The sequence below is a fragment of the Vibrio sp. B1REV9 genome (assembly GCF_905175395.2).
Classification (GTDB): Bacteria; Pseudomonadota; Gammaproteobacteria; order Enterobacterales; family Vibrionaceae; genus Vibrio; species Vibrio alfacsensis.
The window spans coordinates 642,163-666,916 of sequence record NZ_HG992745.1; the positions used below are offsets into that span (position 1 = coordinate 642,163).

At 45.3% G+C, this 24,754-nt stretch carries 16 protein-coding genes, 1 tRNA gene and 1 rRNA gene; 12 read left to right on the top strand and 6 right to left on the bottom strand.

Translation table 11 applies throughout. The features are described from left to right. The gene (gene rpoC / locus KHN78_RS08495) at positions 1-4,203 is read left to right on the top strand and encodes a DNA-directed RNA polymerase subunit beta' (RefSeq protein ID WP_128809899.1); all 4,203 of its coding nucleotides are present in this window, start codon (positions 1-3) and stop codon (positions 4,201-4,203) included. Positions 4,204-4,525: 322 nt separating this feature from the next. Here rpoC and rsd read toward each other — a convergent pair whose 3' ends face one another. Then, positions 4,526-5,017, bottom strand: a complete 492-nt coding sequence (rsd, locus tag KHN78_RS08500) for a sigma D regulator (RefSeq protein WP_128812218.1) — start codon at positions 5,015-5,017, stop codon at positions 4,526-4,528. 176 nt (positions 5,018-5,193) lie between these two features. On the opposite strand from rsd, the gene nudC reads away from it, so the two are divergent. After that, positions 5,194-5,991, top strand: coding sequence for an NAD(+) diphosphatase (nudC, locus tag KHN78_RS08505; protein WP_211915775.1), 798 nt, complete (start codon positions 5,194-5,196; stop codon positions 5,989-5,991). A 247-nt stretch (positions 5,992-6,238) separates the two neighbouring features. Beyond that, complete coding sequence (hemE, locus tag KHN78_RS08510; RefSeq protein ID WP_128809901.1) at positions 6,239-7,306, top strand: uroporphyrinogen decarboxylase; 1,068 nt, start codon at positions 6,239-6,241, stop codon at positions 7,304-7,306. A gap of 239 nt (positions 7,307-7,545) precedes the next feature. Here hemE and KHN78_RS08515 read toward each other — a convergent pair whose 3' ends face one another. Together KHN78_RS08515 and KHN78_RS08520 are read right to left on the bottom strand one after the other, a co-directional pair. Beyond that, a complete protein-coding gene (locus KHN78_RS08515; protein WP_211915776.1) occupies positions 7,546-8,118 on the bottom strand; it encodes a uracil-DNA glycosylase family protein in 573 nt (190 codons plus the stop codon). Positions 8,119-8,125: 7 nt separating this feature from the next. Further along, positions 8,126-9,049 carry a D-2-hydroxyacid dehydrogenase gene (locus KHN78_RS08520; protein ID WP_211915777.1) on the bottom strand — a complete coding sequence of 308 codons (924 nt, stop codon included), beginning with the start codon at positions 9,047-9,049 and terminating at the stop codon, positions 8,126-8,128. A 66-nt stretch (positions 9,050-9,115) separates the two neighbouring features. On the opposite strand from KHN78_RS08520, the gene KHN78_RS08525 reads away from it, so the two are divergent. Next, positions 9,116-9,703, top strand: coding sequence for a YjaG family protein (locus tag KHN78_RS08525; RefSeq protein ID WP_211915778.1), 588 nt, complete (start codon positions 9,116-9,118; stop codon positions 9,701-9,703). A gap of 60 nt (positions 9,704-9,763) precedes the next feature. On the opposite strand, the gene KHN78_RS08530 is transcribed toward KHN78_RS08525, so the two are convergent. After that, positions 9,764-10,894: a CNNM domain-containing protein gene (locus tag KHN78_RS08530; RefSeq protein WP_211915779.1), complete on the bottom strand. Its 1,131-nt coding sequence runs from the start codon at positions 10,892-10,894 to the stop codon at positions 9,764-9,766. A gap of 253 nt (positions 10,895-11,147) precedes the next feature. Between KHN78_RS08530 and hupA the strand changes: the two genes are divergently transcribed. Further along, positions 11,148-11,420: a nucleoid-associated protein HU-alpha gene (gene hupA / locus KHN78_RS08535; protein WP_005433627.1), complete on the top strand. Its 273-nt coding sequence runs from the start codon at positions 11,148-11,150 to the stop codon at positions 11,418-11,420. Between the two features lie 39 nt (positions 11,421-11,459). After that, on the top strand, positions 11,460-12,158 hold the full coding sequence (locus tag KHN78_RS08540) for a DUF1481 domain-containing protein (protein ID WP_211915780.1): 699 nt from the start codon (positions 11,460-11,462) through the stop codon (positions 12,156-12,158). Between the two features lie 84 nt (positions 12,159-12,242). Here KHN78_RS08540 and purD read toward each other — a convergent pair whose 3' ends face one another. Both purD and purH read right to left on the bottom strand, forming a co-directional pair. Further along, positions 12,243-13,532, bottom strand: coding sequence for a phosphoribosylamine--glycine ligase (gene purD / locus KHN78_RS08545; RefSeq protein WP_211915781.1), 1,290 nt, complete (start codon positions 13,530-13,532; stop codon positions 12,243-12,245). Positions 13,533-13,626: 94 nt separating this feature from the next. Further along, positions 13,627-15,234, bottom strand: coding sequence for a bifunctional phosphoribosylaminoimidazolecarboxamide formyltransferase/IMP cyclohydrolase (gene purH / locus KHN78_RS08550; protein ID WP_211915782.1), 1,608 nt, complete (start codon positions 15,232-15,234; stop codon positions 13,627-13,629). A gap of 282 nt (positions 15,235-15,516) precedes the next feature. On the opposite strand from purH, the gene zntR reads away from it, so the two are divergent. The 6 genes from zntR to KHN78_RS08580 all read left to right on the top strand — a co-directional run bounded on the left by zntR (position 15,517) and on the right by KHN78_RS08580 (position 24,691). After that, the gene (gene zntR, locus KHN78_RS08555) at positions 15,517-15,927 is read left to right on the top strand and encodes a Zn(2+)-responsive transcriptional regulator (protein WP_211915783.1); all 411 of its coding nucleotides are present in this window, start codon (positions 15,517-15,519) and stop codon (positions 15,925-15,927) included. 143 nt (positions 15,928-16,070) lie between these two features. Continuing rightward, the gene (cadC, locus tag KHN78_RS08560; protein WP_211915784.1) at positions 16,071-17,645 is read left to right on the top strand and encodes a lysine decarboxylation/transport transcriptional activator CadC; all 1,575 of its coding nucleotides are present in this window, start codon (positions 16,071-16,073) and stop codon (positions 17,643-17,645) included. Between the two features lie 808 nt (positions 17,646-18,453). Further along, entirely contained in the window at positions 18,454-19,797 is a 1,344-nt protein-coding gene (gene cadB / locus KHN78_RS08565; RefSeq protein WP_211915785.1) for a cadaverine/lysine antiporter, read from the top strand. A gap of 116 nt (positions 19,798-19,913) precedes the next feature. Beyond that, complete coding sequence (locus tag KHN78_RS08570) at positions 19,914-22,049, top strand: lysine decarboxylase CadA (RefSeq protein ID WP_211915786.1); 2,136 nt, start codon at positions 19,914-19,916, stop codon at positions 22,047-22,049. An 879-nt stretch (positions 22,050-22,928) separates the two neighbouring features. Beyond that, positions 22,929-24,489: ribosomal RNA gene (locus KHN78_RS08575) — 16S ribosomal RNA — on the top strand. A 126-nt stretch (positions 24,490-24,615) separates the two neighbouring features. Beyond that, positions 24,616-24,691, top strand: a tRNA-Glu gene (locus KHN78_RS08580). Positions 24,692-24,754: the final 63 nt, after the last annotated feature.

Genomic DNA, 24,754 nt, shown 5'->3' on the forward strand with positions numbered 1-24,754 from the left:
GTGAAAGACTTATTAAACTTTCTAAAAGCACAGCATAAGACCGAAGAGTTTGATGCAATCAAAATCGGTCTATCTTCACCAGACATGATCCGTTCATGGTCTTTCGGTGAAGTTAAAAAACCTGAAACGATCAACTATCGTACGTTCAAACCTGAACGCGATGGTCTGTTCTGTGCGCGTATCTTTGGTCCAGTAAAAGACTACGAATGTCTTTGTGGTAAATACAAGCGCTTGAAGCACCGTGGTGTTATCTGTGAGAAGTGTGGTGTAGAAGTTACACAGACTAAAGTACGTCGTGACCGTATGGGCCACATCGAACTTGCTTCACCAGTAGCTCACATCTGGTTCCTAAAATCGCTACCGTCTCGTATCGGTCTACTAATGGATATCCCTCTACGTGATATCGAACGTGTTCTTTACTTCGAAATGTACGTAGTAACTGAACCGGGTATGACTGATCTAGAAAAATCTCAGATGCTTACTGAAGAAGAGTATCTGGATCGCCTAGAAGAGTGGGGTGACGAGTTCACTGCTAAGATGGGTGCAGAAGCTATCAAGGACCTACTAGGTTCTATGGATATGCACGCTGAAGCGGAACAAATGCGCGAAGAGCTAGAAACGACTAACTCTGAAACTAAGCGTAAGAAAGTAACTAAGCGTCTTAAACTGGTAGAGGCATTCATTACTTCGGGTAACAACCCAGAGTGGATGATCCTAACTGTACTTCCAGTACTTCCGCCAGATCTACGTCCTCTAGTACCACTAGATGGCGGTCGCTTTGCGACTTCTGATCTAAACGACCTATACCGTCGTGTGATCAACCGTAACAACCGTTTGAAGCGTCTTCTAGAGCTAGCAGCTCCGGACATCATCGTACGTAACGAAAAACGTATGCTGCAAGAGTCTGTTGATGCGCTACTAGATAACGGTCGTCGCGGTCGTGCGATCACAGGTTCTAACAAGCGTCCTCTAAAATCTCTTGCTGATATGATCAAGGGTAAACAAGGTCGTTTCCGTCAGAACCTTCTAGGTAAGCGTGTAGACTACTCTGGCCGTTCTGTAATCACAGTAGGTCCATACCTTCGTCTACACCAGTGTGGTCTTCCTAAGAAGATGGCACTTGAGCTATTCAAACCATTTATCTACAGCAAGCTAGAGACTCGTGGTCTTGCGACTACAATCAAAGCTGCTAAGAAAATGGTAGAACGTGAAGAAGCGGTCGTTTGGGATATCCTAGACGAAGTAATCCGTGAACACCCAGTACTATTGAACCGTGCACCGACACTTCACCGTCTAGGTATCCAGGCGTTCGAACCAGTACTGATCGAAGGTAAAGCGATTCAGCTACACCCACTAGTGTGTGCGGCGTACAACGCGGACTTCGATGGTGACCAAATGGCGGTTCACGTACCTCTAACTCTAGAGGCACAGCTTGAAGCTCGTACTCTGATGATGTCGACAAACAACATTCTGTCGCCAGCGTCAGGTGATCCTATCATCGTACCTTCTCAGGACGTTGTATTGGGTCTGTACTACATGACTCGTGACAAGATCAACGTGAAAGGTGAGGGCATGTACCTTTCTGGCCCAGCAGAGGCTGAGAAAGCATACCGCACTAAGACGGCTGAACTACACGCACGTGTTAAAGTACGTATTACAGAGACAGTTGTAGACGAAGACGGCAACAGCACGACTGAAACTAAGATGGTTGATACAACTGTCGGTCGCGCAATGCTATGGCAAATCGTTCCAGCTGGCCTACCGTTCAGCATCGTTAACCAAAAGCTAGGTAAGAAGCAAATTTCTAACCTACTTAACGAGGCTTACCGTAAGCTAGGTCTGAAAGATACCGTTATCTTCGCTGACCAAATTATGTACACAGGTTTCGCATACGCTGCACTATCTGGTGTATCTGTTGGTATCGACGACATGGTTGTACCGCCAGCTAAGTACACTGAAATCGCGGAAGCGGAAGAAGAAGTACGTGAAATCCAGGAACAATACCAATCAGGTCTTGTTACTGCGGGCGAACGATACAACAAAGTTATCGATATCTGGGCATCGACCAACGATCGCGTAGCAAAAGCGATGATGGCAAACCTTTCATCTGAAACGGTAGTCAACCGTGATGGTGAAGAAGAGCAACAAGAATCGTTTAACAGCATCTACATGATGGCTGACTCGGGTGCTCGTGGTTCTGCAGCTCAGATTCGTCAGCTAGCGGGTATGCGTGGTCTGATGGCTCGTCCGGATGGTTCGATCATCGAAACGCCGATCACAGCGAACTTTAAAGAAGGTCTAAACGTACTTCAGTACTTTATCTCAACGCACGGTGCTCGTAAGGGTCTTGCGGATACGGCACTGAAAACAGCGAACTCGGGTTACCTAACTCGTCGTCTAGTAGACGTTGCTCAAGACGTGGTTGTATACGAACACGACTGTGGCACGCTAGAAGGCGTTGATATGATGCCTCATATCGAAGGTGGTGACGTGAAAGTTGCACTGACAGAGCTTGCGCTAGGTCGTGTAGTTGCTGAAGACGTTCTAAAGCCAGGTACTGAAGAAGTTCTGATCCCACGTAATACTCTAATTGATGAGAAGTGGTGTCAGATCATGGAAGAAAACTCAGTAGACAGCATGAAAGTGCGCTCTGTAGTTACCTGTGATGCAGACTTCGGTTGTTGTGCACAGTGTTACGGTCGTGACCTTGCACGTGGTCACCTAGTGAACCAAGGTGAAGCAGTAGGTGTAATCGCTGCTCAGTCTATCGGTGAACCAGGTACACAGCTAACGATGCGTACGTTCCACATCGGTGGTGCGGCATCGACAGCAGCGGCAGAGAACAGTGTTCAAGTTAAGAACAACGGTTCTATGAAGCTAAACAACGCTAAGTTCGTACTAGCAGACGACGGTAAGATTGTTATCACTTCTCGTGCAGCAGAACTAACTATCATTGATGAGTTCGGCCGTACGAAAGAGAAGCACAAACTGCCTTACGGTACGCTACTAAACAAAGCTGATGGTCAAGCAGTTGAAGCTGGTGAAACAGTGGCAAACTGGGAAGCGCACACGCTACCAATCATCACTGAAGTAGCAGGTCGTGTTCAGTTTGTTGACATGATTGATGGTGTAACTATCTCTCGTCAAACAGATGACCTAACAGGTCTATCTTCAAGCGAAGTGACAGACCCAGCGGCTCGCCCAGCTGCAGGTAAAGATATGCGTCCAGCTATCAAACTTGTAGATGAGCAAGGTAACGACGTAATGATCCCTGGTACTGATATGCCAGCGCATTACTTCCTACCAGGTAAAGCGATCGTAAACATCGTTGATGGTGCTGAAGTTGGTGTGGGTAACACACTTGCTCGTATCCCACAAAAATCTGGCGGTAACAAAGATATCACCGGTGGTCTTCCACGCGTAGCAGACCTGTTCGAAGCTCGTAAGCCTAAAGAGCCTGCGATTCTTGCTGAACACACAGGTACAGTAAGCTTCGGTAAAGAGACCAAAGGTAAGCGTCGTCTAGTTATCACTCGTGATAGTGGTGAAGTTTACGAAGAAATGGTACCTAAGCATCGTCAGCTAAACGTGTTCGAAGGTGAGCGCGTTGAACGTGGTGATGTTATCGCTGATGGTCCAGAGTCTCCACATGACATTCTACGTCTACGTGGCGTGCATGCTGTGACGCAATACATCGCGAACGAGGTTCAGGAAGTTTACCGTCTACAAGGCGTTAAGATTAACGATAAGCACATTGAAACTATCGTTCGTCAAATGCTACGTAAATGTACAATTACTCACGCTGGTGACTCTGAGTTCCTACCTGGTGAGCAAGTTGAATACACGCAAGTTAAGATCGCTAACCGTGAACTAGAAGCTGAAGGCAAAGAGCCTGCACGTTTCGAACGTGAGCTACTAGGTATCACTAAAGCATCTCTAGCTACCGAGTCGTTCATCTCTGCGGCATCGTTCCAGGAGACAACTCGCGTACTAACAGAAGCTGCGGTTTCTGGTAAGCGTGATGATCTACGTGGTCTGAAAGAGAACGTAATTGTTGGTCGTCTGATCCCAGCTGGTACTGGTTTCGCATACCACCAAGAGCGTCAAAGTAAGCGTGCTGAAGCGCAAGAAGGTCCATCTGCTGAACAAGCAACAGATAACCTAGCAGCACTTCTAAATGCAGGCTTCTCTTCAGAAGACTAAGCTTTCTGACGAATAATCGTTAAGAAATGAAATTGAAAGGCACCTTAGGGTGCCTTTTTTGTTTCTGTTGGTTATTGGTTATTGGTTATTGGTTATTGGTTATTGGTTATTGGTTATTGGTTATTGGTTATTGGTTATTGGTTATTGGAAATAGTGTTCTGTGGGTAATAAGCAATTTTTAGGACAAAGCAGATTTTAGGAAAAGACAGATCTCGGACGTTAGCTTCACGTCCATCTCATTACACTGATTTCATCAGGCGAGTAATGTCTAAGGGACAATGTTTTACCATCATCCCTGAGACAGTGTATTATCACATCTTCTTCAGGCGCCAGGAGGCATCGCTAGACTGTCAGCGATTAGCTGAATCAGGTGATCTTCCACTTCAAAACGTGTTTCAATAATCTCACCGACTAACGACATATCAGCATCAAAACTTACGAGCTCATCTTCCTCTGATACGTTGGAATACTTGTCATTAAAGTTGAGGAGCGGCTCTGTGGTGAGCACAATTTTTCCATAGGTTTGGTTGATATCATCGGTCGCGACAAATCCAGTTGATTTCCACTTATCCATTACCATGTCGTAGATTTTAAAATGACCTTCGGATATGTAGTCAACAAGGTGCTGACAGAAGTGCTGAAGTTCGGCTGGAGATGGGAGTTCAATGACGTTTGTTTTCGAACAAGGTTGCAGTGCTGCAAGCTTACAATATTCGACAATCAGCGATTGTCTTGTTTCTAGCCAATGATCAATGACTTCACTTGAGCCACCCCATTGGTCTTGTGTTTGTTTGAATTTTTTTAGCATGACCATGCCCTCATGATCTGTCACCCAGTGGGTGAGGAAATCCTTTGCAAAGCAAAGTGAATGTAGTTATTACAAACTCTTGTCCTTACTAGACTTTGTTTACGCAAATTGCGACTTACAAACTCTGGTATGAATTTAGATTGCCAGTAAAATGAATGAACTTCAAGCAAAGGGACGCAGTAATGTTAAGAAAAGGTAAAGTAGACCATATGATAAATGCATATTGGTGTGTTGTTGCAGGAACTGAGGTCTGGTTAGTCGATGGTTCTATACCTTTTGGTACTTCGGAGGAGTTATCACTACCAGAAAACTGTGCGCGACATATTGGGGACTACCAGAATTCTCCAGTGATGTGGGTGAACTTATCAGAATTAGAACAAGACCTTCCTCTTAAGTCACTGCGAGATTGTTTGCACTTTCCTGAACCCATGTTTCTTCTGTTGAGTAAGGCAATTCAATATGGCCATATGACACAGAGTATGCGCTTTTGCCCCCAATGCGGCGGTCGTAATTTTCTCAATAATAATCAATTAGCCATGCAGTGTGGTGAATGTCGAACATTACATTATCCGCGAATTTTTCCATGCATCATCGTCGCGGTGCGCAGAGATGAGCAAATATTATTGGCTCAGCATCCACGTCATCGAAATGGCATGTATACCGTGATAGCGGGCTTTTTGGAGGTCGGTGAAACTTTAGAAGAGTGCGTCGCGCGTGAAGTACACGAAGAAACGGGAGTTAATGTTAAAAATATTCGTTATTTTGGCAGCCAACCTTGGGCCTTTCCATCCAGTATGATGATGGCATTTCTAGCTGACTACGAGTCTGGCGAATTGAATCCAGATTACACTGAACTCTCAGATGCGCAGTGGTTTGGGGTTGATGAAATGCCACCAGTAGCACCAAAAGGGACGATAGCAAGAGCCCTTATCGAACAGACGCTGCAAGATATCCATTCTAATCAGTTGAAAATGAGATAAAAAAAACCCTCCGAGAGGGAGGGGGTAAGTAAGATGTCGTTATGAGATGCCGAGTACTGGGTACTCAGTTTATAATTGTAGTTTTCGCTAGCGAACAAATTTTTAACACTGATAAAGATTGGGTGCAAATTAAGCATTGATTTAAAAGTTAATAACTTGATCCAGGTTGCAAAGCACACAGCTATTGGCCTTAAATCAGTGATAGAATACCTCCTTTCATAGAAAGCCTAACAATTGGAATTACGGAATGACTGAATTAAAAAATGATCGTTATCTACGTGCACTTCTTAAAGAGCCAGTAGACTACACGCCAGTATGGATGATGCGTCAGGCAGGTCGTTACCTACCAGAATACAAAGCAACTCGTGCGCAAGCGGGCGATTTCATGTCTTTGTGTAAGAACGCGGAGTTGGCGTCAGAAGTAACGCTTCAACCACTACGTCGTTTTCCTCTTGATGCTGCGATCTTGTTCTCTGATATCCTAACTATCCCTGATGCAATGGGTTTAGGTTTACGTTTTGAAACCGGGGAAGGTCCGGTGTTCGATAAGCCGATCACATGTAAAGCCGACGTTGAAAAGATCGGTATTCCCGATCCAGAAGGTGAACTGCAATATGTAATGAACGCGGTACGCCAGATTCGTAAAGATTTAAACGGCGATGTTCCACTGATTGGTTTCTCTGGTAGTCCTTGGACGCTAGCGACTTACATGGTTGAAGGTGGCAGCTCGAAAGCGTTCACCAAGATCAAGAAGATGATGTACGCAGAACCACAAACTCTGCATCTACTGCTAGATAAGCTAGCAGACAGCGTTATCGAGTATCTAAACGCGCAAATTAAAGCGGGTGCGCAATCGGTGATGGTATTTGATACATGGGGTGGTGTACTGACACCTCGCGACTACAACCTGTTCTCACTGCAATACATGCACAAGATTGTAGATGGTCTGATTCGTGAAAACGATGGCCGCCGCGTACCAGTGACGCTATTCACTAAAAATGGTGGCATGTGGCTTGAGCAAATCGCAGCAACGGGCTGTGATGCGGTAGGTCTAGACTGGACAATCAACATTGCAGACGCGAAAGCGCGTATCGGCGATAAAGTGGCTCTACAAGGTAACATGGACCCATCAATGCTTTACGCTTCACCAGAGCGTATCCGTGAAGAAGTAGCGGGTATTCTAGAAGGCTTTGGCGATGCAGGTACTGGTCACGTGTTCAACCTAGGCCACGGCATCCACTTGGATGTGCCGCCAGAAAACGCGGGCGTATTTGTGGAAGCGGTACACGAGCTATCTAAGCCTTACCACAAGTAAATTCGACTTTTTGAAATCAAATACCGGCAATCAATGCCGGTATTTTTTTACCTGAAATTCAGATTTTTATCTGAAACGTAAGGCTGTACAGCTCTATTAGTATTTGGCCTGCCATGATCTAATTACTATTCAAGCTGTACGCTAGACATGAAAGACTCTTATAAACAATAACTTATGTTGGATTGTTTTGTGCGCTAATTTTCTTGTGCAGATAAATAAGCAATTAGATCATCGGTAACCTAAAGCATCGAGTGAACGCGTTTTTTAAGATATGGCACGACGTCAGATTCAAACCAAGGGTTCTTCTTTAACCACAATGTGTTACGTGGAGAAGGGTGAGGAAGCGGAATAAAGTCAGGTTCCCAACCCTGCCATTGCTGAACAGTTTGCGTGAGCGTCTTTGGTTTGTTGGTGAGATAGTATTGCTGTGAGTACTGACCAATCAGTAGCGTCAACGCTATATTGGGCAAGTGCTCAAGAATCTGTTTATGCCAAGCGGGTGCGCATTCTTTACGAGGTGGTAGATCGCCTGAGTTTCCTTTACCTGGATAGCAGAAACCCATCGGGACAATGGCAATTTTGTTTGGGTCGTAGAAAGTGTCTTTGTCGATATCGAGCCATTGGCGTAACCGATCGCCGCTTGGGTCATTCCAAGGGATCGAGGTTTTGTGTACGCGCGTCCCCGGTGCTTGTCCGATGATTAGGATACGTGCGTCTTTTGCGGCTTGTACCACAGGGTTTGCCCCCAAAGGTAAATCGTCTGCACAGATCTGGCAGGCTCGTAATTGCTTCAGCAATGTTTCTAAAGACATAAGATGGTTAATATCCTTTATCGAAATCGACCTGATTATTAAGAGAGAAACCGTCTCGCCAACTCAAGTAGTTGTCTGCAAAAATGTCGACCACTTGCTCAGGGAAACTCAATGCTGCGATGTGGGGTGTGATGGTTACCTGCGGAAGTTTCCAAAACGGATGTAGCGGTGAAAGTGGCTCTTGTTCAAATACATCGAGAAAAGCATGATCTACCCAACGGTTTTTTAAAGCCAGTAATAAACCAGCCTCATCAATCACATCGCCTCGTCCGACATTAAATAACAGTGCCTGATTAAGTTGGCTTAACACTTCACTATTAAGTATTCGGCGGGTATCTGGAGTACTGGGTAGTGTATTGACGATGATATCAGCTTGATGCAGGGCGCAGCCTAACTCGTTAACATGAAATGTTTGATCGAATTCGCCACCAGAAGTTGGGATGCCAGTACGATTGATCCCTACGGTTTTCATTCCCATCAATTGTGCCGCTTTACCCAAGTGGCTACCTATGCTGCCTGTACCAAGAATCACCATGGTTTTGTTTTGCAGTGAGGTATACAGATGCGGTTGCCACTGCTTGCTCTGTTGTTGCTGGTGGTATTGCATAAAATGGCGGAAGTGAGCAATGCTATAACCAATCACGTACTCTGCGATCAATGGACCGAAAATACCGCGTACATTAGTCAGCGAATAATCTCGGCGTCGACTAGGCTTCATGAGAGTGTTTACACCGGCAAATGTGGACTGGACCCATTCAAGTTGTGAAAACTCGTCTAACCTTTGTGATAGCAATGGTGGATCCGCCAGTACGATCTGAGCTGCTTCAGGTTGATCAGTGAGGCAAAGATCGGGCAGGTTTCTCTCCGCCAGTAACGTTTCGTAGGTGTCATGATGCTCTGAGAGCAGGAAAATCTGATTTCGACGCTGCATTAACTTTTTTCCCTGTGATGAATCAAGTACACTTTCGCTGATTTTTTCTTCAATGATTGAGTGACTATGCTTAAGAATCCTCTTCAGGTTCGTTTGGAAAAACTAGAACCTTGGCAACAAATTACTTTCATGGCGTGTCTGTGTGAACGCATGTATCCAAACTATGCGATGTTTTGTGAGAATACAGAATTTGCTGAGCCACGTGCTTACCGAGCGATTCTTGATAGTGTATGGGAAATTCTGACGGTTAAGAACGCAAAAGTGAACTTCGAACGCCAACTAGAGAAGTTAGAAGAGCTATTCCCAAGTGCGGATGAGTACGACTTTTATGGTGTTTACCCAGCGATGGATGCGTGTCAGGGTTTGTCAACGCTGCTGCATGGTCTGTTGGATCGCGACTACCTTTTCGATTCAATGCTTAAAGTGAGCCAACAGTCAGTACAAACTGTCGCTGACCTAGAGCAAGCACAAGGTGAAGAACCAATCACGAACGACAATCAAAAAGAAAACGAAGCCGTATGTGAAGAGTGGGATGTTCAGTGGGCTATCTTCCGTCCACTGCGTGAAGCGGTAGAGCGTGACATCAGCTTGATTAAAGATTTGCGTGAGGAATTACGCGAAGAGGGCGTGAGCAATATCGGTATCGCACTTTAATCGTTGAATAGATATGAAAAAGGCATCCTAGTTGGATGCCTTTTTGCTAATTGGAAATGGTTATGAGTCTTTAGAGTCTGGTTTCTTTGTTACTTGAGCCTCTTGCTCTTTCACTTGTTTCTCTTGCTCTTCTTCCTCTTCATCGTCTCGGCTTTCAATCACGCCGTGCTGTTCTTTCCAGTTTTCCCAACGTTGGTAAGCCAGCTCTTGCATATCCGTGCTCTTATCTGCTTCATCGATGATCTCTTCACCCAATAGGTGCTCAAAGATATCTTCTAGCGTTACTAGGCCTTGAATTGTGCCATATTCATCGACAACCAATGCAAGTTGTAAACGGTGGCTCATCATTTGGTCAAATACGCGCGGTAAAACCGTATTGTTTAAAACCACTTGAATTGGACGCATAACAGAACCAAGTTGCTTTTCGCCACTTCCTGATTGCTGGAGCTTAAATAGCTCTAAACGGTGCACGAAACCAACGATGTTATCAGTTTGCTCACTGTACACCAATGGACGTGAGAAAGGCGTTTCTTTGTGTTTATCAAGGAACTCATTGATGGTCATTGTCGCATCCACACGGAATACAACTGGACGTGGCGTCATCACTTGCGTTACAGGGACATCTTGAATACCAAGCAGGTTGCTTAGGATTTTTGACTCACCCTCTGCAAATTCGCCACTTTCTTTAGCCAAGATTGCCATTGCTGATAGTTCATCACGCATCTTAGGCGCTTGGTGGTTACGAGCAAGGCGTTTAGTGATCTGTTCAGAGAACCAAACGAATGGCGTTAGTGCCCATACCATCCAGCGAAGTGAAACCGCGGCAGCAGGTGCTAATTGACGCCAGTAAGTTGCGCCAATGGTCTTTGGTACAATCTCAGACAAAACAAGAATTGCTAGAGTTAATACCGCAGAGAAGATACCTAGTGCTTCGCTACCAAATACGACAGCAGCTTGTGCACCCGCGGTAGCTGCACCAATGGTATGAGCAATGGTATTTAGCGTTAGGATAGAAGCCAATGGTCGGTCGATATCCGCTTTTAGTTTTTCTAACTGCGCGGAAGCAGGGTGCCCCTGTTGTCTAAGTTGAGCAATATAGCTCGGACTGATACTAAGTAGCACTGCCTCTAGCACCGAACAGATAAATGAAACGCCGATAGCAATAGAGATATAAATGGATAACAGCAGCATAGTTGCCCTTGATTGTAGTGTGATAGAAGGTATTTGCGGCAATTATAACCGCAAAAGTGCCATATAAATTGGTTTTATTACATTAGAAAGCAAGGGGTTTACTTAAGCAAGTAGTAACAAATTGTGAGTTAATACTCATATTATGGCTAAAACTACGTCAGAAAATCGAAAGATCGCTTACAAACCTTTGCCAGATGGGGCATTTATGTTTTAGAGTGAGACGAATTCGATAACATATGAGAAGGGAAACCTAATGAACAAGACCCAATTAATCGACTTTATTGCAGAGAAAGCAGACCTATCTAAAGCACAAGCTAAAGCTGCTCTTGAAGCAACTCTTGAGGGTGTAACTGGCGCTCTTAAAGAGGGTGACCAAGTTCAACTAATTGGTTTTGGTACATTCAAAGTAAACCACCGCGCTGCACGTACTGGCCGTAACCCTAAGACTGGCGATGAGATTCAAATCGCAGCAGCTAACGTACCTGCATTCGTAGCAGGTAAAGCGCTGAAAGAATCAGTAAACTAAGTTAAAATGCACCGAGGTCTCCTGCCTCGGTGCAATTTCATGAACAAACATCTACTCACTTCACTTCTCTTAACAAGTCTTGCTCTTGCAGGCTGTACTTCCGTAGAAACTCCTAATCTAGAACAATTTACGCACTTCTCTGGCGGAAAAGTCATGGGAGACACGACCAGCTTGTACTGGATGACCGAGCGTCTTACTCGGGTTAGTACTGCGGCTGACTATGTCACGATGGGGGATTATGGGTATTATCAAAGTGACTACCGTTGGGACGATGGTGAATTGCGAGAGTTGATTCGAAAAGGCAAGCTACTTGATACCAAGCAAGGGTTAGTGCCTTTTCAAATCCACATTCGATTCAATAAAGATGGTGATGCGATTTATCAGCAATATCGTGTGAACGGTAAGGTGCTACCAATACAGCGTGAGCAGCTAGGACGCTACAAGGTGGAAGCGAATGGTGTTGTTGACTCGATTAAGCAAGAATCTCGAGATGGTCAGAATCTGATACAAGGCTATTGGGATGGTGAAACATTCGAAACGTGTAAAGGACGCGAATACGCTACGTTAGAATTTAATCAAACGTTGCCGAATTTTGTCATTGATAGGCTCGCTTCAGTCGATAGTTACATCGCTTTTATTGGCAAAGAATCGCGTAATACTGCAACCGTCGATGAATTATTGATGCTCAATGATGATAGTTTTGATTGTGTTCAACGACCTAAGTTTATCTCTGAATAAACATCGCTTGAACTTGCTTGGTGAAAGAATAATAAAAAAGGCGCTTAATGCGCCTTTTGTCTTTTTAGCCAACTGAAGTTGTTATTATTTTTCTTGCTCGCGTGCAATCGCACGGTAGCCGATGTCATTACGATGGAACATTTCATCCCAACTGATCTGTTTTACCAACTCGTAAGCACGTTGCTGCGCTTCTGAGACGCTATTACCGAGTGCGGTTGCACAAAGTACACGACCACCGTTAGTCACGATGTCGCCGTCTTTATTCTCTGTACCTGCGTGGAAGACTTTCTCGCCTTCAATTTCAACTTGTGGCAGGCCAGAAATTACATCGCCTTTGTTGTATGCAGCAGGGTAACCACCGGCGGCTAACACGATACCAATCGACGCACGCGGATCCCATTTTGATTCCACTTGATCCAGTTTCTCGTCGATTGCCGCTAGACATAGATCCACGAGATCCGATTCCATACGCATCATGATTGGTTGCGTCTCAGGATCCCCGAAGCGGCAGTTGTACTCGATCACTTTCGGCGTGCCGTCGGTATCGATCATCAGACCTGCATAAAGGAAGCCAGTGTAAGGGTTACCTTCAGAAGCCATACCGCGTACTGTTGGGTAAATCACTTCTTCCATAATGCGGTTGTGGATTTCCTTTGTCACGACTGGGGCAGGAGAGTATGCACCCATGCCACCCGTGTTAGGGCCAGTATCCTTGTCGCCTACACGTTTGTGGTCTTGGCTGGTGGCCATTGGCAAAACGTTCTCACCATCCACCATCACGATGAAGCTTGCTTCTTCGCCATCTAGAAATTCTTCGATAACCACACGGCTGCCAGCATCACCAAATGCGTTACCCGCTAGCATATCTTTGATTGCGTCTTCGGCTTCTTCTAGCGTCATTGCCACAATCACGCCTTTACCAGCGGCAAGGCCATCAGCTTTAACCACGATCGGTGCACCTTGTTCACGTACGTAAGCCAGTGCTGGTTCGATTTCAGTGAAGTTTGCGTAGGCTCCCGTTGGGATTTTATGACGAGCAAGGAAGTCTTTAGTAAATGCCTTAGAGCCTTCAAGCTGCGCTGCTGCTTGTGTCGGGCCGAAGATTGGCAGACCTGCTTCTCGGAAAGCATCCACAACACCGATAACCAGCGGCGCTTCAGGACCAACGATGGTCAGTTCAATAGCTTTCTCTTTTGCAAAAGCAACTAAACTAGCAATGTCTTCTACCGCGATATTGACGTTTTCTAGCTTTGGCTCTAGCGCAGTACCAGCGTTACCCGGAGCAACGAAGATAGTCTCAACATTTGGGTTTTGTGCTGCTTTCCAACCTAGCGCGTGTTCACGCCCGCCTGAGCCAATGATTAAAACTCGCATATTAAAATCCTTTATAAATGATTCTGTTTAGCCCTGATTAAGGCAGGGCTATTAACCACCCAAGGGCCTAGTAACTAGGACCTAACAATATGAATTAGTGGCGGAAGTGACGCATACCCGTAAAGATCATTGCCATGCCGTGTTCGTCTGCTGCAGCGATAACCTCGTCATCACGCATAGAACCACCAGGCTGAATCACACACTTGATGCCAGCGTCTGCTGCGGCATCGATACCATCACGGAATGGAAAGAACGCATCAGAGGCCATCACACTACCAGCTACCTCTAGACCTTCGTCTGCGGCTTTGATGCCAGCAATTTTTGCTGAGTAAACGCGGCTCATTTGACCTGCGCCGACACCGATAGTCATGTCACCTTTGGCATAAACAATCGCATTTGATTTAACGTATTTCGCGACTTTCCAGCAGAATAGGGCATCTTTCAGCTCTTCTTCTGTTGGTTGACGCTTAGAAACCACTTTCAGGTCATCTAGGCTTACCATGCCTTGGTCACGGTCTTGAACCAGTAGACCACCGTTGACGCGCTTTACATCAAAGCCAGTTGTCTTCGTTGACCATTCGCCACATTCAAGTAGACGTACGTTTTTCTTCGCTGCAATAACTCCAATCGCTTCAGCAGAAACAGAAGGCGCGATGATGACTTCAACGAATTGACGCTCAACGATAGCCGTTGCCGTTTCAGCATCTAGCTCTTGGTTGAATGCAATGATCCCGCCGAATGCAGATGTTGGGTCAGTTTGGTAAGCGCGGTTGTAGGCTTCTAGGATGTCTTTACCTAGAGCCACACCACATGGGTTCGCGTGTTTTACGATCACACATGCTGGCTCGTCGAACTCTTTCACACATTCAAGTGCAGCGTCAGTGTCTGCGATGTTGTTGTAAGAAAGTGCTTTACCTTGGATTTGGCGTGCAGTAGAAACAGACGCTTCTTCAGGATTTGCTTCAACATAGAATGCGGCTGCTTGGTGGCTGTTCTCACCGTAGCGCATGTCTTGTTTTTTCTCGAACTGCTGGTTGAATGTGCGAGGGAATTTGCTCTTGTTTTCAGGAGAAGGTTCGTCACCGTCTTTGTTCTCGCCATAAGATGGAACCATAGTGCCGAAGTAGTTTGCGATCATGCCATCGTAAGCCGCAGTGTGCTCAAATGCTGCGATAGCAAGGTCGAAGCGAGTTTCTAGAGTAAGAGATTTCTCGTTTGCATCCATCTCTGCAATTACGCGCCCGTAGTCACTTGCGTTAACGACGATAGTCACGTCTTTGTGGTTTTTCGCAGCGGAGCGAACCATTGTTGGGCCACCAATGTCGATGTTCTCAACTGCGTCAGCAAGGGTACAACCTTCGTTGGCAACAGTTTCTGCGAATGGGTATAGGTTAACGACGACCATGTCGATTGGATTGATGCCGTGCTTTTCCATTACGTCATCATCTTGACCACGACGACCTAGCACACCTCCGTGAACTTTTGGGTGAAGCGTCTTAACACGACCGTCCATCATTTCTGGGAAACCAGTGTAATCAGAGACTTCAGTCACGGCGATGCCTTGCTCAGCAAGTAGACGAGCAGTACCACCAGTCGATAGGATATCGACACCGCGCTCAGCAAGAGCTTGTGCAAACTCAACAATACCTGTTTTGTCTGATACGCTGATAAGCGCACGGCGAATAGGACGAGCGTTGTTCATGCTTCCATTTTCCTCAAATTCACGGAGTTAAAGATGTTTGCCAAAAATGAACTTGTTTTTACCTCTTGGGGTAAAATATTGGCCAGTTTTGGTAAAGACCTTTGTTGAGAGCTTTTTAGGTCGATAGCTCTCTGGCTAGAAAGTAGCCTCCACTATTTGATGGCGCGTATTCTAACCAATTTATTACAAAAAAGCTCGCGCAATCGTTTGGCATCTCAAAAATAATTATGAAAACCACGATATTTAGCTTTTAAAGTAACGAGATAGTTAATAAGGGAAGTTATGTTTCAGATAGGTGAACTGGCAAAACGCTGCGGTGTGACTGCCGATACATTACGTTTCTACGAAAAAAATACATTGATTAAGCCTGCAGGACGAAGTGACTCGGGTTATCGTCTATATAATGAAGAGAACCAAAAGCAAGTGCGCTTCATTCTTAAAGCAAAAGAGTTGGGCTTAAGTTTAGAAGAGATTAAAGAGCTTCTAGAGATAAAATTAGAGGCCACAGAACACAGTTGTGCAGAGGTAAAAGCCATTACTTCTGCTAAGTTAACGTTGATAGATGACAAGATTGCTGAACTCACTAGAATTCGTACGGCATTAAAGAAAATTAACGATGCTTGTTGTGGGCACAACAACGATGATGCCAGCCATTGTTCTATCCTTGCGGCACTGGAATCGTCTGACACTTAACTTAAGTTTGCATTTTTGACGGCTTGCTTTTCTAGGTCCAGGCCGTTTTACCGCCTATAATCTCGCCTTTAGCCGACCCAAAGAATACGTAATTCCACTTATTCCTAAACGGCGCTGTCTTTTAGATACGAGAGTTTTCATACATGGTTGGAGTCTATTTTCAGATCAATGATTGGGTTTTAAGCGTTGATGAAAATAAGCTGTATCGACAAGACAGGGAAGTTTCCGTTGAACCGCGCTTAATTAACCTTCTACACTTTCTTGCTGAGCATGCCAGTGAAGTGTTCAATCGCGAAGAGCTGATCCAATACGTTTGGGCGGGTGCGATTGTGACTGACCAAGTGGTAACGCAGTCTATCTTCGAGCTGCGTAAGTTGTTGCGTGATGGCAGAGAAGAAAACATTAGCTATGTGATCACTGTGCCTAAACGAGGTTATAAGCTGGTGGCTAATGTCACGCCAATGACGCACGATGAATTTCTGGCAAGCCGTCATTGTGATGCAGAGGCTCTTTTTCCGGATGTTGAAAGCGTTGAAGAAGTCAGACTTGATGCGCCAACGCCTAGTATTGCATTCCCAGCAGGGCCTTTAACTCGTGCGGTGTGCGAGATGTCAAAAGAGAAAAAAAAGGCCCCTCGTAAACCCAACAAAATTAGTCCTTGGCGTTTAGGTTTTATGAACTTCATTTGGATCAGTCTTTTGGTCGTGGTGATGGGCGTATTTACCTACAAGCAGTCAGAAGTTCGTATCACTCAAGCCATTGATACTCATTTAATCGAGTTCAAGTTCCAAGATGATTTTAGTCGAGACAGTTTAAGCTACGAGCTTGCAGATGGTTTTGCTCAGAAATTGATGGCGGATATTGCCCAAGTCAGTGATTATCGGGTGATGCTCAAGAAAGCCTCCTTTACTAATGGCATCGTACCCGGGAAATCGGTAGTGGTTCGAGTGAAAGCGAACGAGAGTGGTAATTTTCTAGAGGTCGAGTATCGCAACAATTCCTCAGAAAAAGTGCTGTTCAGTCGTCAATATGCATTGGCAGACAATCATTTGAAGACAGTACTGCAGCAAGCCTCTTTGGATTTGATGCATGTTCTGAAAGTTCCAGATGCCAAAGAAAAGTCTCAGGTGCTGGTGGCGGGAATGCCAACTAATCAAGAAGCGCTCAAATTATTTATCCAAGCGAACCATTACCTGAATGTATCAGATGTGAATCAATTCCAACGTGGCATTGACTTAATGGAGAGTATTCTAGAAATCGAGCCAGAGAATGCATATGTACAAGCTGAATTATTGATTGCTTACCATGTGCAGAAAGCACTTGATCCAGCTCTAGAGTTGCGAAAGGGAAGAGTACAACAACTCAGTGATGCGCTGGAAACGAATTCAGAAGTGATGGTTGGGCCTATTCAGCCCCGTATCTTTGAGGCATTGGCTCTGCATGAAACCATCGTTGGGGATGTTGATACCGCAAAACAGCATTTGAATCAGGCGCTTGAAATTAGAGATTCAGTGTTGTCTTACGTGATCAGAGGCAAGCATGCTGAATTGGATGGCGACTTGGATTGGGCAAGTGAGTCTTACAGTGAAGCATTCTATATTGATACTTCTGTTGAGACCTATCTGTTGTGTGAGAACTTGGTCTTCCCAAGTAACATGAAAGCCATTGATTACGCTATGTATCGAGCCGTGCACCCGTCAGTTGTACGCATGTTGTAATGTGAGCGCTTTGCTAAAACGGTATATAGTAATACTGTTTGATATCTAATGTTTTAATGAATGTAGATTAAGCCTTTCACTTCGGTGGAAGGCTTTTTGCTATCTATTGTCTCGTATTGAAATGTGGCAGATAAAATTGTTGCATCTTTCTCGCTCCGCTCATCGTCAGATTACTTGAGAAATATGGTTTGACGTGATGGTTTCTACGGAGAGTTATTAGCTAATTGCTAATTGCTAATTGCTAATTGCTTATTGCTTACTATTTACTACCTGTCCATTCCGTTATGCCTGAACTCATAAGATTGAACCTCATTCAGTGTTGAAATGATCTTGTAAGTAGCAATTGCAAGGTTATTTATCCGCAATAAGAGCTGTCTTTATTCATTACTGAACAATGATCTATCACAACATTGATGCACATCAATTGTTGTTGGCCAGGGGTAAGAGCATTCATCAACAGTTTGAGTAATTAATACGCCCTTTTATTGGAACGATGGTGGCTTATGAGGTTTATGGAAAATAGGTTGAGGTTGATATTTTTACCTTTTGAATGGGGGTGCTTTAGTTTTTGTATCTAAGTGATTGTATATATTGATTTTATATTTTTTAGTTTATCAGGTTTATCTCAGTTTTATACCGATGGGCTAATTATTTTATTGATAACCCCAAGTTTATTTTTTTTCCAGTTTTTGGGCGTAGTCTTCACTTCGAAATTTAGCGAGGTCAGCAGGTTCTTCCTAATAGTATCTCGCTAATAACCATTCAGTTTGAGTCATGTTGACTCGAGTAGAATAGATTTGGAGATGTTATGTCATCGAATGCGAAAAAAATCGGCCTTATTGCCTGTACGGGTGTCGTAGCCGGTAACATGATGGGTAGTGGTATCGCACTATTACCTTCTAGCCTTGCTTCTGTAGGCTCTGTTTCAATCTTCAGTTGGCTGATCTGTTTGGTCGGTGCACTGAGTCTAGCGTTTGTTTACGCTCGTCTGGCAACCAAAAACCCTCAAGAAGGTGGTCCTATCGCTTACGCTGGCGAAGTATCTCCTGTATTTGGTTTCCAAACGGGCGTTCTTTATTACCACGCGAACTGGATTGGTAACCTGGCTATTGCTATTACAGGTGTTTCTTACCTTTCAGTATTCTTCCCTGTGCTTAATAACCCAATCCCAGCAGGTATTGCGACGATTGCATCAGTATGGATCTTCACTCTTGTTAACCTACTTGGTGGTAGCTGGGTAAGCCGTCTATGTACGCTTGGTCTAGTTCTTATTCTTATCCCAGTTGTTGGTACAGCCGCATTTGGTTGGACGCACTTCGATACTGCGCTTTACAGCCAAAACTGGAACGTATCAGCAGGCACTGACAGCCACGCGGTAGTAACAGCGGTTCTTATCTGTCTATGGTCATTCGTAGGTGTGGAATCAGCAGCGGTATCTACTGGTATGGTAGAGAACCCTAAACGTACTGTACCACTAGCAACGATGTTAGGTACTGGTATCGCAGGTGTGATTTACATCCTATCAACTCAAATGATCAGCGGCATGTTCCCAGCGTCAGAAGTAGCGGCATCAGGTGCGCCATTTGCACTAGCAACCACTGAGCTATTCGGTAGCTGGACAGCACCATTCGTATCAGCATTCACAGCGCTAGCATGTTTCACTTCGCTAGGTTCTTGGATGATGCTAGTAGGTGAAGCAGGTAAACGCGCAGCAAACGACGGCAACTTCCCTAAAATCTACGGCGAAACTGACAAAAATGGTGTGCCTAAGAAAGGTCTAATCCTTGCGTCAATCAAGATGACTGCACTGATGGTTGTATTGATGTTCTTCAGCTCTAAAACAGCACACGCATCAGACCTGTTCAACCAGCTAACGACTGACGCAGTGCTACTAACTATGCTGCCTTACTTCTACTCAAGCATTAACTTGATTCGCTTCGAAGGTATGACAACACGTAACGGCTTCGTAATGCTGTTCTCTGGTGTGGCTTGTTTGTTCTGCTTCATCGCACTAGCAGGTGCAGAGGGCGGTACGCTAACAGCAACCTTCATCGTTTCTCTAGTTATCTTGATGTTCTACAGCAAAAAAGCAGGTCTTGCTCAGTACGTGAAAATGCACGCTGACGACATGCCTTCCCAAGCAAGCAACTAATACCCAAAACGCTGGCACTACGGTGCCAGCCCATAAAACTCAAATTCACGCGGCGCTCCCTTACTCATTGCCTGTAAATGGCAAAGAGCGCCCTCATTCACCTTGGAGATGTCCAAATGAATATATTCGCTATCTTGAACCACATGGGTGTGTTCTTTAAAGAAGAGCCAGTTCGTCAACTTCACGCAGCTCTTGAGAAAGCGGGCTACGAAGTGGTTTACCCAGTAGATGATAAAGACTTGATCAAAATGATTGAGATGAACCCACGCATTTGCGGTGTGTTGTTCGACTGGGATAAATACTCACTAGAACTATGTGAGCGTATCAGCCAAATCAACGAAAAACTGCCTGTTCACGCATTTGCTAACGAACAGTCTACTCTAGACATTTCACTAACAGACCTACGTCTAAACGTGAGCTTCTTCGAGTACGCTTTAGGTATGGCTGACGACATCGCTATCAAAATCAACCAAGCGACAGAGGCATACAAAGATGCAATCATGCCTCCATTCACTAAAGCGCTATTCAAATACGTAGAAGAAGGTAAATACACTTTCTGTACTCCAGGTCACATGGGTGGTACTGCATTCCAGAAAAGCCCTGCTGGTAGCATCTTCTATGATTTTTACGGTCCAAACACATTTAAAGCGGACGTATCAATCTCAATGCCTGAGTTAGGCTCTCTACTAGACCACTCAGGTCCACATAAAGATGCAGAAGAATACATCGCACGTACATTCAATGCAGACAGCTCGTACATTGTAACCAACGGTACGTCTACATCGAACAAAATCGTTGGTATGTACTCAGCACCTGCAGGCAGCACAGTACTGATTGACCGTAACTGTCACAAGTCTCTGACTCACCTAATGATGATGAGCGACGTGACACCAATTTACTTCCGTCCAACTCGTAACGCATACGGTATCCTTGGTGGTATTCCACAAAGCGAATTTAACCGCGATGTCATTGCAGAGAAAGTGGCGAAAACACCAGGTGCAACTGCACCAACTTACGCAGTAGTGACTAACTCAACTTACGATGGTCTGTTGTACAACACACAATTCATCAAAGAGTCGCTAGATTGTAAACACATCCACTTCGACAGTGCTTGGGTGCCTTACACTAACTTCAACCCAATTTACGAAGGTAAATGTGGTATGAGTGGTGAAGCGATGCCAGGCAAAGTGTTCTACGAAACACAATCAACACACAAACTGTTGGCAGCGTTCTCACAAGCTTCAATGATTCACGTGAAAGGTGATTTTGATAAAGAATCTTTCAACGAAGCATTCATGATGCACACTTCAACTTCACCTCAGTACGGCATTGTTGCTTCTACTGAAACTGCTGCGGCAATGATGCGCGGCAACACTGGTAAGAAGTTGATGCAAGACTCTATCGATCGCGCAATCCGCTTCCGCAAAGAGATCAAACGCCTAGAAGCAGAAAGCGACAGCTGGTTCTTCGATGTATGGCAACCAGAAAACATCGATACCACAGAATGTTGGAAACTAGACCCTAGCGAGACATGGCACGGCTTCAAGAACATGGACGATAACCACATGTATCTTGACCCAATCAAAGTAACGCTACTGACTCCTGGGATGAATAAAGAAGGCGAACTAGAAGAATCAGGTATTCCTGCTTCGCTGGTGGCGAAATTCCTAGACGAGCGCGGCATCGTGGTAGAGAAAACAGGTCCATACAACTTGTTGTTCCTATTCTCAATCGGTATCGACAAATCAAAAGCAATGCAATTGCTACGCGGTCTAACTGAATTTAAACGTGGCTACGACTTGAACCTAACCATCAAGAGCTTCCTACCTTCGCTATACAACGAAGACCCAAGCTTCTATGAAGGCATGCGCGTTCAAGAACTAGCACAAGCAATTCATGACCTAACTAAGAAATACAACCTACCAGAGCTAATGTACAAAGCGTTCGATGTACTTCCAGAAATGAAAGTAACACCACACGCAGCATGGCAAGAAGAGCTTCGTGGCAACATCGAAGAAATCAAACTGGAAGAAATGGTTGGCCGCGTAAGTGCGAACATGATCCTTCCTTACCCTCCAGGTGTGCCACTAGTACTTCCTGGTGAAATGGTGACTCAAGAGTCTCGCCCTGTGCTGGACTTCCTAGAGATGCTTTGTGAGATCGGTGCGCATTACCCTGGTTTCGAAACCGACATCCACGGTCTATACCAACAAAAAGATGGTAGCTACACCGTAAAAGTATTGAAGAACTAAGTTCCTCTCGAAGATAGCGCCATTGGGAATGCAAGCATGCTCCACTCTTATGAGCTCAAGGCGCCATTTAATTACTACGACATTTATAGGTATCCCCAACTAATCTGTCGTAAAAGTAGAGCAAGGAAGCTCTACTCTTTTCTTCTATATATAGAAGAAACATATTTCCAAGATTTCACCTGAAATACCCCAAGTAAAAAGCAAAGACCAAAGAGCAGCTCGTTATTGTCCTGCTCTTTTTTTTCGCTTTCAAGAAATAGAAAGTGGGAAAAAGATGCAGAAAGCAATAACCGAAACCGAAATTGCAAAGAAATAGGCCGTTTTTACTTAGGCAAGTAATGGTTTTTTACAGGAATAAAGGGCATGGATACGAATAAATCGGGAGAAAATGGTGAATAAATGCACGCAGTGTTCGTTATTTGTGCGGTTGGGTTTTTTTTGCAAAAAATGCTTGTGCTAATTTCTCAGTTCCCTATACTGCGCATCCACCGACACGGAGTGAGACAGAAGTCACACAGCGAGTTGGAAAGAGAGAAAAGAAGTTTGAAAAAATGCTTGACTCTCAAATTGGAAAGCGTATTATACGCACCCCTAACGACGAGGCGCTGAGGCGGCGAGTTAGTTAGAAAGTTCTTTAACAATATAGACCTATCAATCTGTGTGGGCACTCGTTGATGATAATCCAATTGGATATTTCTTTTCTTAACGGAAAGCGGTATCAAATTAGGTTTCAATGAACTGAGTGACCAAACAAGTCGAAAGACTTGGCACAGTCAATTCATTATCGTTCTGTTGGGACGATAATAGCTTTAAAATTACTTCTTACTTTCGAGTAAGAGCAGTTTTGAAGTCAGTATTCATTGAGCCGAACAAAATCTTAAATTGAAGAGTTTGATCATGGCTCAGATTGAACGCTGGCGGCAGGCCTAACACATGCAAGTCGAGCGGCAGCGACAACATTCGGAATCTTCGGAGGATTTGTTGGGCGGCGAGCGGCGGACGGGTGAGTAATGCCTAGGAAATTGCCCTGATGTGGGGGATAACCATTGGAAACGATGGCTAATACCGCATGATGCCTACGGGCCAAAGAGGGGGACCTTCGGGCCTCTCGCGTCAGGATATGCCTAGGTGGGATTAGCTAGTTGGTGAGGTAAGGGCTCACCAAGGCGACGATCCCTAGCTGGTCTGAGAGGATGATCAGCCACACTGGAACTGAGACACGGTCCAGACTCCTACGGGAGGCAGCAGTGGGGAATATTGCACAATGGGCGCAAGCCTGATGCAGCCATGCCGCGTGTGTGAAGAAGCGCCTTCGGGTTGTAAAGCACTTTCAGTAGGGAGGAAGGTTTATGCGTTAATAGCGTATGGATTTGACGTTACCTACAGAAGAAGCACCGGCTAACTCCGTGCCAGCAGCCGCGGTAATACGGAGGGTGCGAGCGTTAATCGGAATTACACTGGGCGTAAAGCGCATGCAGGTGGTTTGTTAAGTCAGATGTGAAAGCCCGGGGCTCAACCTCGGAATTGCATTTGAAACTGGCAGACTAGAGTACTGTAGAGGGGGTAGAATTTCAGGTGTAGCGGTGAAATGCGTAGAGATCTGAAGGAATACCGGTGGCGAAGGCGGCCCCCTGGACAGATACTGACACTCAGATGCGAAAGCGTGGGGAGCAAACAGGATTAGATACCCTGGTAGTCCACGCCGTAAACGATGTCTACTTGGAGGTTGTGGCCTTGAGCCGTGGCTTTCGGAGCTAACGCGTTAAGTAGACCGCCTGGGGAGTACGGTCGCAAGATTAAAACTCAAATGAATTGACGGGGGCCCGCACAAGCGGTGGAGCATGTGGTTTAATTCGATGCAACGCGAAGAACCTTACCTACTCTTGACATCCAGAGAAGCCAGTAGAGATACAGGTGTGCCTTCGGGAACTCTGAGACAGGTGCTGCATGGCTGTCGTCAGCTCGTGTTGTGTGAAATGTTGGGTTAAGTCCCGCAACGAGCGCAACCCTTATCCTTGTTTGCCAGCGAGTAATGTCGGGAACTCCAGGGAGACTGCCGGTGATAAACCGGAGGAAGCGTGGGGACGACGTCAAGTCATCATGGCCCTTACGAGTAGGGCTACACACGTGCTACAATGGCGCATACAGAGGGCGGCCAACTTGCGAAAGTGAGCGAATCCCAAAAAGTGCGTCGTAGTCCGGATTGAGTCTGCAACTCGACTCCATGAAGTCGGAATCGCTAGTAATCGTGGATCAGAATGCCACGGTGAATACGTTCCCGGGCCTTGTACACACCGCCCGTCACACCATGGGAGTGGGCTGCAAAAGAAGTAGGTAGTTTAACCTTTCGGGGAGGACGCTTACCACTTTGTGGTTCATGACTGGGGTGAAGTCGTAACAAGGTAGCGCTAGGGGAACCTGGCGCTGGATCACCTCCTTATACGATACGGATAGTTTGCTTTCACTTTTTAAAAGTGAAGACAAATGAGTCACGATGAGTGTCCACACAGATTGATACGGTTTATAAGTAAAAGAGACGAAGATATCCCAATATCTTCAATCCAGTGTCCCGTTCGTCTAGAGGCCTAGGACACCGCCCTTTCACGGCGGTAACAGGGGTTCGACTCCCCTACGGGATACCATCTTTAAACGCACTTTCTTTTAATAGAAAGCAGAGTGTTTTTAAAAATGGTTACTTCATGAGA

What these genes read in the sequence shown, in the direction of transcription:
- purH (WP_211915782.1), bottom strand. Translation starts at nt 15,234, where the DNA reads ATGAACAACGCTCGTCCTATTCGCCGTGCGCTTATCAGCGTATCAGAC.
- hupA (WP_005433627.1), top strand. Translation starts at nt 11,148, where the DNA reads ATGAACAAGACCCAATTAATCGACTTTATTGCAGAGAAAGCAGACCTA.
- KHN78_RS08515 (WP_211915776.1), bottom strand. Translation starts at nt 8,118, where the DNA reads ATGTCTTTAGAAACATTGCTGAAGCAATTACGAGCCTGCCAGATCTGT.
- hemE (WP_128809901.1), top strand. Translation starts at nt 6,239, where the DNA reads ATGACTGAATTAAAAAATGATCGTTATCTACGTGCACTTCTTAAAGAG.
- cadC (WP_211915784.1), top strand. Translation starts at nt 16,071, where the DNA reads ATGGTTGGAGTCTATTTTCAGATCAATGATTGGGTTTTAAGCGTTGAT.
- KHN78_RS08540 (WP_211915780.1), top strand. Translation starts at nt 11,460, where the DNA reads ATGAACAAACATCTACTCACTTCACTTCTCTTAACAAGTCTTGCTCTT.
- cadB (WP_211915785.1), top strand. Translation starts at nt 18,454, where the DNA reads ATGTCATCGAATGCGAAAAAAATCGGCCTTATTGCCTGTACGGGTGTC.
- rsd (WP_128812218.1), bottom strand. Translation starts at nt 5,017, where the DNA reads ATGGTCATGCTAAAAAAATTCAAACAAACACAAGACCAATGGGGTGGC.
- KHN78_RS08530 (WP_211915779.1), bottom strand. Translation starts at nt 10,894, where the DNA reads ATGCTGCTGTTATCCATTTATATCTCTATTGCTATCGGCGTTTCATTT.
- KHN78_RS08520 (WP_211915777.1), bottom strand. Translation starts at nt 9,049, where the DNA reads ATGCAGCGTCGAAATCAGATTTTCCTGCTCTCAGAGCATCATGACACC.
- KHN78_RS08570 (WP_211915786.1), top strand. Translation starts at nt 19,914, where the DNA reads ATGAATATATTCGCTATCTTGAACCACATGGGTGTGTTCTTTAAAGAA.
- nudC (WP_211915775.1), top strand. Translation starts at nt 5,194, where the DNA reads ATGTTAAGAAAAGGTAAAGTAGACCATATGATAAATGCATATTGGTGT.
- zntR (WP_211915783.1), top strand. Translation starts at nt 15,517, where the DNA reads ATGTTTCAGATAGGTGAACTGGCAAAACGCTGCGGTGTGACTGCCGAT.
- KHN78_RS08525 (WP_211915778.1), top strand. Translation starts at nt 9,116, where the DNA reads ATGCTTAAGAATCCTCTTCAGGTTCGTTTGGAAAAACTAGAACCTTGG.
- purD (WP_211915781.1), bottom strand. Translation starts at nt 13,532, where the DNA reads ATGCGAGTTTTAATCATTGGCTCAGGCGGGCGTGAACACGCGCTAGGT.